This is a genomic window from Oscillatoria salina IIICB1, assembly GCF_020144665.1.
Taxonomy (GTDB): domain Bacteria; phylum Cyanobacteriota; class Cyanobacteriia; order Cyanobacteriales; family SIO1D9; genus IIICB1.
Genome location: NZ_JAAHBQ010000023.1, coordinates 113,203 through 122,776 on the forward strand (window position 1 = coordinate 113,203; position 9,574 = coordinate 122,776).

At 42.7% G+C, this 9,574-nt stretch carries 10 protein-coding genes; 6 read left to right on the top strand and 4 right to left on the bottom strand.

Annotated elements, in window-relative coordinates:
- The first annotated feature begins 146 nt into the window (after positions 1–146).
- A complete protein-coding gene (locus G3T18_RS08965) occupies positions 147–1,124 on the top strand; it encodes a helix-turn-helix domain-containing protein (protein ID WP_224410205.1) in 978 nt (325 codons plus the stop codon).
- Here the strand turns inward: G3T18_RS08965 and proB are convergent.
- The 3 genes from proB to pheS all read right to left on the bottom strand — a co-directional run bounded on the left by proB (position 1,121) and on the right by pheS (position 4,179).
- Positions 1,121–2,239, bottom strand: coding sequence for a glutamate 5-kinase (gene proB / locus G3T18_RS08970; protein WP_224410206.1), 1,119 nt, complete (start codon positions 2,237–2,239; stop codon positions 1,121–1,123). The genes G3T18_RS08965 and proB overlap by 4 nt on opposite strands.
- Positions 2,240–2,549: 310 nt before the next feature.
- On the bottom strand, positions 2,550–3,098 hold the full coding sequence (locus G3T18_RS08975; protein WP_224410207.1) for a YqeG family HAD IIIA-type phosphatase: 549 nt from the start codon (positions 3,096–3,098) through the stop codon (positions 2,550–2,552).
- A 76-nt stretch (positions 3,099–3,174) separates the two neighbouring features.
- A complete protein-coding gene (pheS, locus tag G3T18_RS08980; RefSeq protein WP_263480327.1) occupies positions 3,175–4,179 on the bottom strand; it encodes a phenylalanine--tRNA ligase subunit alpha in 1,005 nt (334 codons plus the stop codon).
- Between the two features lie 261 nt (positions 4,180–4,440).
- Between pheS and surE the strand changes: the two genes are divergently transcribed.
- The 5 genes from surE (at position 4,441) to G3T18_RS25490 (ending at position 9,276) form a co-directional block, all read left to right on the top strand.
- Positions 4,441–5,313, top strand: coding sequence for a 5'/3'-nucleotidase SurE (surE, locus tag G3T18_RS08985; RefSeq protein ID WP_224410208.1), 873 nt, complete (start codon positions 4,441–4,443; stop codon positions 5,311–5,313).
- Between the two features lie 58 nt (positions 5,314–5,371).
- A complete protein-coding gene (locus G3T18_RS08990) occupies positions 5,372–5,956 on the top strand; it encodes a DUF3727 domain-containing protein (protein ID WP_318013945.1) in 585 nt (194 codons plus the stop codon).
- A gap of 12 nt (positions 5,957–5,968) precedes the next feature.
- Positions 5,969–7,054 carry an endolytic transglycosylase MltG gene (mltG, locus tag G3T18_RS08995; protein WP_224410209.1) on the top strand — a complete coding sequence of 362 codons (1,086 nt, stop codon included), beginning with the start codon at positions 5,969–5,971 and terminating at the stop codon, positions 7,052–7,054.
- A gap of 405 nt (positions 7,055–7,459) precedes the next feature.
- Positions 7,460–8,986, top strand: a complete 1,527-nt coding sequence (gene bchB / locus G3T18_RS09000) for a ferredoxin:protochlorophyllide reductase (ATP-dependent) subunit B (RefSeq protein ID WP_224410210.1) — start codon at positions 7,460–7,462, stop codon at positions 8,984–8,986.
- A gap of 158 nt (positions 8,987–9,144) precedes the next feature.
- Positions 9,145–9,276 (top strand): hypothetical protein, encoded by a 132-nt coding sequence (locus G3T18_RS25490; protein ID WP_263480322.1) that lies wholly within the window; start codon positions 9,145–9,147, stop codon positions 9,274–9,276.
- A gap of 55 nt (positions 9,277–9,331) precedes the next feature.
- Here G3T18_RS25490 and G3T18_RS09005 read toward each other — a convergent pair.
- Positions 9,332–9,574, bottom strand: a 243-nt coding sequence (locus G3T18_RS09005; protein ID WP_224410211.1) for a DUF2283 domain-containing protein, incomplete at its 5' end; no start/stop codon positions are given.

Here is a 9,574-nt window from a genome sequence, read left to right on the forward strand (position 1 = left end):
TGGCTAACTCTCCGGAAGGTTTCCGGACTCAGTGAAAAGAGAACCAGCACAGCCTAAGTCCGTTGTAAGAAGGGTTATTGTCCCATTGCAGTTGGTGTGTGGAGGCTGTCGATTGGTAGTTACTGAAGCAAAAAAGAAGAAAAGCTATGGGTTTGCAATCTGTATCTTGCATAAATACTCGCGAATCTTCCCCGATTGAAATTACTCAAGAAGGACTGCGCTCGATTCTTAACCAAATTGAAACAGAATTGTTAGAGAGCGAAGTCTATCGTAGCACTTTGGCTGGTTTACAAACCATGTTGGGAGAAGCAGTTGATAACGCGCAAATTTTAGTAAAAGCAGTGGGACGAGAAGCGATTCGCTTAGCATTTCGCCAAATTGCGAAACAGTATAATTTTGTTCCTGTAGTCACCCAAACTGAAGATTTTTCATCCTCTGGGACAACTGTTGATTTTACTGAGGAAGTTACTACTGATACTGAGAAAGAAGATAAAATTGCTCGAAAATTAGAAACAGAACAGTTTGATTTAGAGCGAAGACCTTTGGGTGTAACTAAGGTGAGTAAAAAACTTACCAAAGCAGAACAGATAGCGCAAAAAGCAGTTCAAGAACGACAAGAGATTTTGAGTCAAATTGGTCAAAGATTACAACAAGCACGTCTTACCCAATCCCTTTCGGTACAACAGTTATATAATAAAACCCTTGTCCCCCATCATCATATTAAGGCAATCGAACAGGGTTGTCTGGAGGAACTACCGGAAGATGTGTATGTGCGGGGTTTTATTCGTCGGATGGCGAATGCGTTAGGATTTGATGGTGGTGCGATCGCTGCTTCTTTACCAACTCCAGCAACCTCGGTCGTGCCATCTTGGTATCATCAACCCAAATCGCCGCTTTCTTTAGAACTTAATTCAATCCATCTCTACTTAGGTTATGCGGGTTTGGTTGCGGGTGCGATCGGCGGACTAGCTTTAATTTCCGATCGCACTACACCCCAAGTGGATCTCGATCCTGCTTCGGTTTCTCCGACGCAAGAATATGCTGAAAATGACTTACAAGCGGAATTATCTGAACTGGATCGCTCTGCTGTTGGGGCTGAGATAGCGCCTCCAGAATCATTTTAAAGCGGGCAATACTGAATGACGAGATTATCGCGGTGAACTACGGTTTCTGCACCTGCATAGCCTAAGAGATCGGGAATTTTTTCGGAGTGATGTCCTTGAATTTTCTCGATCTCTGTGCTACTGTAGTTCGCCAATCCGAGAGCAATTTCTACTCCTTGGCGATCGCATAATTGCACTGCTTCGTCAGGTTGAAAATGCCCTTCTACCTGAATAATACCCGCAGCCAATAACGATTTACCCCCTTGACAAATTGCCGCTACTGCCCCCTCATCTAAATAAAGTTTACCTTTAGCGATTAAACCGTGGGCTATCCAGCGCTTCCGAGCTTTATCGGTACGGGGTTGCGGTTCAAACTGAGTGCCGAGTTTCTCTCCCTGAAGTATTTTGTTAATATTCTGGGGATCTCGTCCTTGAGTAATTACCGTTCTCACCCCAGCACTGGTCGCTATCCGCGCGGCGGCTAATTTTGTCACCATTCCTCCCGTTCCCCACTGGGAACCACTTGACCCTGCTGTTACTTGTAATTTGGCTAATTGTTCTGCTTTCACTACAGTAATCGGTTCGGCATTGGGAACTGCACGAGGGTCTGCCGAATAAAGTCTGTCTACGTCTGTTAATAAAAATAACCAATCAGCTTCGATTAAACTTGCCACTCGCGCGCTGAGGGTATCATTATCACCAAATTTTAATTCCTCAACAGCAACGGTATCGTTTTCATTGACGATGGGAATTACACCTAGTTCTAGTAATTCCTGAAATGTATTGTAAGCATTGACGTAGCTACTACGCTCGATTAAGTCGCGACGAGTGAGCAAAACTTGAGCAATTGGCTGTTGTAGCGAGGTGAACAGGTCGTCATATACTCGCATTAACCTTCCTTGACCTACGGCTGCTACCGCTTGTTTCAATGCCATTTTACGGGGACGTTCTTTAAGGTGCAACCGCGCACAACCAACTCCGACTGCACCCGATGAAACTAAGACGACAGGGAAACCTTGTTGGCGCAAATAACTTAAGGTCTCAACCAGTGCTGCAATGGTCGAAAGCGCTAGCTGACCTGTGGTCGGTTGAGTCAGACAAGACGTACCAATTTTTACTACCAGAGTTTGTGGCATTTCTCACTATCCGCATTATTTGCATCAACAAGTTACCAAAGTTCGCCCTGCATTAAGTTTTTTAGCAATTTCTTGACATTTTTACTTTAATTTGCTAATAACCAATTTAATCTTAAATAACCAAAAAATGCAGCTATCGATAGCTTTAGAGCGCTACACCCACGATTGTGAGACAATAGCGCTCGGATTAAAGGATTTTTATTATATTTAGGGTCTTTATCTTAGCTGACCCCATTTGAACCATTATTAAGAATGCCAGAAATTTTTCTCCACTTTCTTTTTCCTAAGATTTTCTTTATATTTAGTTTTTTCAAGATTTTTCGACTTGTGTAAAATTTTGTTGTTTTCCTGAAATTGAGACTCCGAGTAACTCAGAAAACCAAACTTCAAAGTTACGCAAAGGGTGACTAGGTGAAGTGAGAGCAGGATCGACCATTGGTTCAACGAGAATAGTAAACATTCCCAGACGATTACCAGCGAGGACATCAGTAAAAAGGCGATCGCCAACCATTGCCACTTGTTCCACAGGTAAACTCATCGCCTGAGATGCCTGTCGAAGCTTTTTGCGAGAAGGCTTACCTGCACCCAAAAGATAAGGTAAGTCAAGAGATTTAGCAATTTTACTAATCCGATTTTGACTAATATTGTTACTTACCAACCACAGCTTTGCTACTTGTCTAATTTCTTCAACCCACTGCAACAGTTCCTCAGATACCTGTCTTTCTCGGATCGGTACTAAAGTTTCATCCACATCTAAAATGAGTCCTTTGAGTTGGTATTGCTGAAGCAATTCCGGAGTAATACTAATAATCGAACCTCCAAGAATCAAATCCGGCTGTAAATTTGCTGTCCAAGACATAGGTATTATTTTCAATTGCGAGGATTAACTAATAACTGGTAAATGCGGCTACGTGGTAACTGAATCCCCAATCCCTTTAAAACTGGCGTAAAAAGCGTAAATCACTGCTATATAAACGACGAATATCGTCAATCTGGTGCAGTACCATCGCAAACCTTTCGATTCCTAAACCAGCAGCAAAACCAGTATAGACCTCTGGATCGTAACCTACCGCCTTCAACACATTCGGATCGACCATCCCGCAACCCATTACCTCCAGCCACTTACCCTTCCATTGCACATCAACCTCTGCGGAAGGTTCAGTAAAAGGAAAATAACTAGCCCGGAACAGTACGGGTAGGTCATCCCCAAACATTTGCCGTAAAAATTCCTTAATCGTGCCTTTAAGATCGGTGAAAGTAAGATTCTTGTCAATAGCGAGAATTTCCAATTGGTGGAAAACAGCAGAATGAGTTGCATCAACAGTATCCCGACGATAAACTCGACCTGGAGCTACAATCCGAATCGGTGGTTCGTGCGTCTCCATGTAGCGAATTTGTACCGAAGAAGTTTGGGTTCGCAGCAACTTACCTTCCGAGAGATACAAAGTATCCTGCATATCTCTAGCTGGATGATCCGCAGGCGTATTCAAAGCTTCAAAATTATAGTAATCAGTTTCAATTTCCGGTCCTTCAGCTACGGTGTAACCCAAACCGACAAAAATATCCAGCATCCGGTCTACCATACCATTGAGGGGATGAACGCGACCCAAAGGACGACTAACCCCAGGCATAGTTACATCAACAGTTTCTGCTTCTAGTTGAGCTTGGATTTGAGCTTGTTGGAGTTCAGTTTTCTGAGTTTCGAGAGCTATTTGTAAAGCTTCTTTAACTTCATTAGCTAAAGCACCAAGACGCGGTCGTTCTTCCGGGCTTAACTTACCCATACCGCGCAAAATTTGGGATAGCTGTCCTTTTTTACCCAAATAATTAACTCGTAGCTGTTCTAACGCTTCGAGAGTATCAGCAGCAGTGAGAGCTTTAGTTGCTTCTTGTTTTAGTGAAGTAAGCTGAGTAGAAATATTTTCGAGAGAACTAGGCATGATTTGGTCGTTAGCAATGCTTGAGTTAGCAAAAATCGTACATCTGTCTACAAAACCATTTTCGCAAAAGTTTGTCGAGCTAGCGAACTGACAAAGTAATTGTGTCATGAGAAAGGACGAGATCCTGCATCACTACGCCACTAATAAGAACGAACTCAACCAATGGGACGATCTCTGCTGAGCCCAATTTTACGTTACTTTGAGTAAATCCTAAGATATGATTTGACAGATGGCTGTTGCGATAAATTTTGACAAAGAAGAATGAAATTGCTCATCAGCAACGACGATGGTTTTCTAGCAAAAGGCATTCGTACCCTTGCTAACACTTTAGCCCAAGCTGGTCACGAAGTTACAGTCGTTTGTCCCGATCGCGAAAGGTCTGCTACTGGTCACGGACTTACTTTACATCAACCTATTCGGGCTGAGATTGTCGAATCGATTTTTGATTCCCGGGTCACAGCTTGGTCTTGTTCGGGAACGCCCTCTGACTGCGTAAAATTCGCCCTCTCTGCTGTTTGCGATCCTCGCCCAGATTTTGTCCTTTCTGGGATTAATCATGGCTCTAATCTTGGCACTGATGTACTTTACTCTGGCACGGTTTCTGCGGCAATGGAAGGTGTAATCGAGGGAATTCCTAGTATTGCCATCTCTTTAGCTAGTTTTACTTACCCAGAGTTTAGCGTCGCGGCTAATTTCGCCCGACAGTTACTCGACCAATTAAGCAAACAGCCACTCGAAGAAGTAACTTTGCTTAATGTTAACGTGCCACCTGTAAAGCAAACGGAAATTGCCGGAGTTGCGATTACTCGTCAAGGACTGCGGCGTTATATTGAGAGTTTTGAAAAGAGGGTTGACCCACGCGGTAAAAGCTATTATTGGCTAGCAGGTGAGGTCGTAGAAGACATTACCCAACCAGATCATCTGCACCTACCAGCCGAGATGCTGACTGATGTTCAAGCAATTCGGGAAAACTATATTACGATTACGCCGCTACAATATAACCTAACGGATGTTGGGACAGTTGAGAGCTTACTAGCACGCCAATCACCTGAACCAGGTTTCAGTAAAGGTTGTATTTGGTCATCAGCAAAGAGTTGGCAGGATCGGAAAAATCAGCAAAATAAACCAAGCTAGATTTTTCTTCTTAGCAACGCCCTTGGTGATATTCTGAAGGTTGCAATAAGAGTGACTAATGTTTATGCCTGTGTCCAGATTTGATGATGAAAATGAAGACTCCAATACGGAGATTGTCACCCTGACTGATGAGACTGGGCGATCGCTGAATTGTTATGTGGAGCGTACTCTCGATATACAAGGTTCTACTTATGTTCTGCTGCTCCCAGTAGATTCGCCTGTGGTCATTATTGCCTGGGATGATGAAGATGAAGATGAAGCTTCTGGGGCTACTTTAATCGAAGATGATGAGGAAATTGCCCAAATCTTTGACGATGCTAAAGCAGTTCTCGCCGAACAGAATTTAACTCTTAAGCTGACTGGCTTTACTTTAACTGTTGCTGGCGATTTACCTGAACCAGAAGAAGACGATCTTCTCACTGTCGAACTTGAGGAAGATGATGGTGAAGTTAAGTCCGAAGAATTCCAATTTTTGACTGGTTTCTATCATCTCGAATCAGAATATGAAATTTATACCCCTTTAACTCCCTTACTATTTTTTGCTCAACCCAAGGCAGGAGGTAAACTAGAGTTGCTCTCACCGGAAGAGTTCCAGAGAGTGCAACCGTCTTTGGAAGAATTACTTTTTGATGAATTAGATTGATTTATTGGCTAAATGAAATCCCCAGTTAGTATCTTTAAATGGTTGTTTTACTTAGCGATCTTACCCTTAACGGTTGGGATTTGCGGTTGGCAAGCTTGGGCTTGGTGGAGTTGGGCGATTTCGCCGACGGCAACTTCGGTGGTGTCGGCAGTTGAGTCTGATTCGATTGAAACAATCCAAGTTTATATTCCCATAGGTACGGCAACTGAACAAATTGGCGAGGATCTTGATGCTGCTGGTTTGATTCATTCGGCTTTGGCTTGGAAAATCTGGGCATATTGGCTCAATTTAACTGAAAGCCAGGGTAGTTTCAAAGCAGGTACTTATCAACTGTCTCCCCATCAACCGCTACCAGCGATCGCTGAAAAAATTTGGTCTGGTGAGACGGTTCAATTTAGCTTTACTATCCCGGAAGGTTGGAATATCCAACAAATGGCAGATTATTTGGCTTCTTTGGGCTTTTTCCCCGCAGCCGAATTTGTGGCGGCAACTAAGATTATTCCTCAACAACAATATCCTTGGTTGCCGGATGGTTTGCCTCATTTGGAAGGGTTTCTCTTTCCGGATACTTATATTTTAGGTAGTAAAAATGTTACTCCTCAACAAGTAATCGAACTGATGCTCGATCGCTTTCAAGAGGTGGCTTTACCTTTATACGAAGAAGGTAAAAACCAAACTGAGTTTAGTCTTGAGGAATGGGTGACGCTAGCTAGTATCGTGGAAAAAGAAGCGGTGGTTGATAGCGAACGCTCTCGTATTGCTGGTGTTTTTGTCGCTCGCTTGGCTCGTAATATGAGATTGGAAACCGATCCTACTGTTGAGTATGGACTCGGAATCGAACAAACTCCCGACCAACCTTTAACTTTCGCTCAGGTAAGAACTCCTTCCCCTTATAACACTTATCTTAATCCCGGACTTCCGCCTACAGCGATCGCTAGTCCGGGTAAGGATAGTCTCCAAGCTACTCTCAATCCAGAAAATACTGAATTTCTCTATTTTGTTGCTCGTTACGATGGTACTCATGTTTTCAGTAAAACTCTCGCCGAACATGAAGCTGCTACTAGAGCAATACGCCAACAACGCGAAGCACAAAATTAAGTTTGTCTATTTTAGATTAATTGAAAAAATTAGCTTGAAATTTACAATAATTTTTGATGGACGAAGCTTTGACTATAAAGTATTTTTCGTAGGGGCGAGCGGCAATCTGTCAAGTCTATTTAAGTATTTTTAACAATAGTGTTAATTTTTGTTATTTTCTTGCTTAGAGACAGCTAATTTTTACAACAAAACGTAGCTAAAAATTAAGAATAATTTCAGTTAAACAACAGAAAAGTTGTTTAACTCAGAGACGAAATCCCAGTCAATAAGCTAGTTCCAGCCACTTAGAGCCGATGTTAAAGACTTATGTGGGTACTGATGTAATTACCGAAACATTTGAGACAATGCTTTAGCAGTGTAGATTAAAACCTTAACAACGCAGAAACTCGCTGGAGAGACAAATATATGAAATTAGCTTACTGGATGTATGCAGGTCCCGCTCACATTGGTACACTACGCATTGCTAGTTCTTTCAAAAATGTTCATGCGATCATGCACGCTCCTCTGGGTGACGACTACTTCAATGTTATGCGATCGATGTTAGAACGGGAACGCGACTACACGCCAGTCACAGCAAGCATTGTAGACCGCAATGTGCTGGCGAGAGGTTCTCAAGAAAAGGTGGTTGACAACATCGTCCGTAAAGACAAAGAAGAAACACCGGATCTGATCGTTCTCACTCCTACCTGCACTTCGAGTATTTTACAGGAAGATTTGCAAAACTTTGTCGATCGCGCCCAGTTAGATGCTCAGGGTGATGTGATGCTAGCAGATGTAAACCATTATCGCGTCAACGAACTGCAAGCGGCTGACCGCACTCTGAGTCAAATCGTGCAATATTACATCAATAAAGCGCGTAAAAACGGTGATTTACCGTCAGGAAAGACGGAAAAACCTTCGGTAAACATCATCGGAATGACAACCCTCGGTTTCCACAATAACCACGACTGCACCGAATTAAAGCGTTTGATGGCTGATTTGGGAATAGAAGTTAACGAAGTGATTCCCGAAGGTGCATCGGTTCACAATTTGAAAAACTTACCTCGCGCTTGGTTTAACCTGGTTCCTTATCGGGAAGTGGGAATGATGGCTGCGGAGTTTTTGCAAGCCGAGTTAGGAATGCCTTACGTTAATATTACACCGATGGGTGTAGTTGAAACTGCTCGTTGTCTGCGCGCGATCGCCAAGGTACTCAACGAACAAGGCGCAAATGTTAACTACGAAGATTATATCGACAACCAAACCCGTTTTGTTTCCCAAGCGGCTTGGTTTTCTCGTTCCATCGACTGTCAGAATTTAACTGGTAAGAAAGCCGTAGTTTTCGGCGATAATACCCATGCTGCGGCGATGACGAAGATTTTAGCGCGAGAAATGGGTATTCACGTCGTTTTAGCGGGAACTTACTGTAAGTATGATGCCGACTGGTTTAAAGAGCAAGTTAGCGAATACTGTGACGAAATCTTAATTAGCGACGATAATGGAGCTATCGGGGACGCGATCGCGCGTATCGAACCCTCTGCCATTTTTGGTACCCAAATGGAACGTCACGTTGGTAAGCGTTTAAACATTCCTTGTGGTGTAATTGCAGCACCAATTCACATCCAAAACTTCCCCGTTGGTTATCGTCCTTTCCTCGGCTACGAAGGCGCAAATCAAGTTGTTGACTTAGTTTATAATTCCTTCACTCTTGGTATGGAAGACCACCTCTTAGAAATTTTTGGCGGACACGATACCAAAGAAGTTATTACCAAAGGAATTTCGGCTGATTCTGACTTAAATTGGCACAAAGAAGCCCAAGCCGAATTAAACAAAGTACCTGGTTTTGTTCGAGGAAAAGTCAAGCGCAATACCGAAAAATTTGCCCGCGATCGGGGTATAAATGAAATTACTCTCGAAGTAATGTACGCTGCTAAAGAAGCAGTCGGAGCATAATTAATTTAGGGTGGGAATTTCCCCACCCAATTAAGTTTCGTCAAATTTTACCTATGAGTTAAATAGCCAAAACATCCGCATTTCAACAAGCACTTGAAGCCGTAGAAGCTTTATCCCTAGAAGATCGAGAAATACTGTTAGATATTACTCAGAATCGCTTGCACGAACAACGACGCAAGCAATTAGTACAAGAAATCACTGAAGTTCGCGAAGAATATGCTCAAGGAAACGTAAAAGTTGGTTCTGTCAGTAAGTTTTTAGCCGCACTGGTTGATGATGAAAATCAGTAAGCTCAATCAAAAGAGGTACTTGATTATTTTAGTATTTAGTTAGGTAAGCTTGGTTTTACGCGATCGCTCTCTTAAAGTTCCACAAATTGATTAACTCACTTTTCTGTGACTCACTCTCAAAAGGAATAGTCTTAAGTAGGTTATCTAGCTGTTGACGGCTAAAACGCAACACTTCTACACCAATGACGCGATCGTCCTTATCGTAGTCAAAAATAATATCGTCACTAACTGTCTCAGAGTCAACAATTTCCGATGATTTTAATCGAATATAAGCTGCATCCACGGCATTATCCACTGT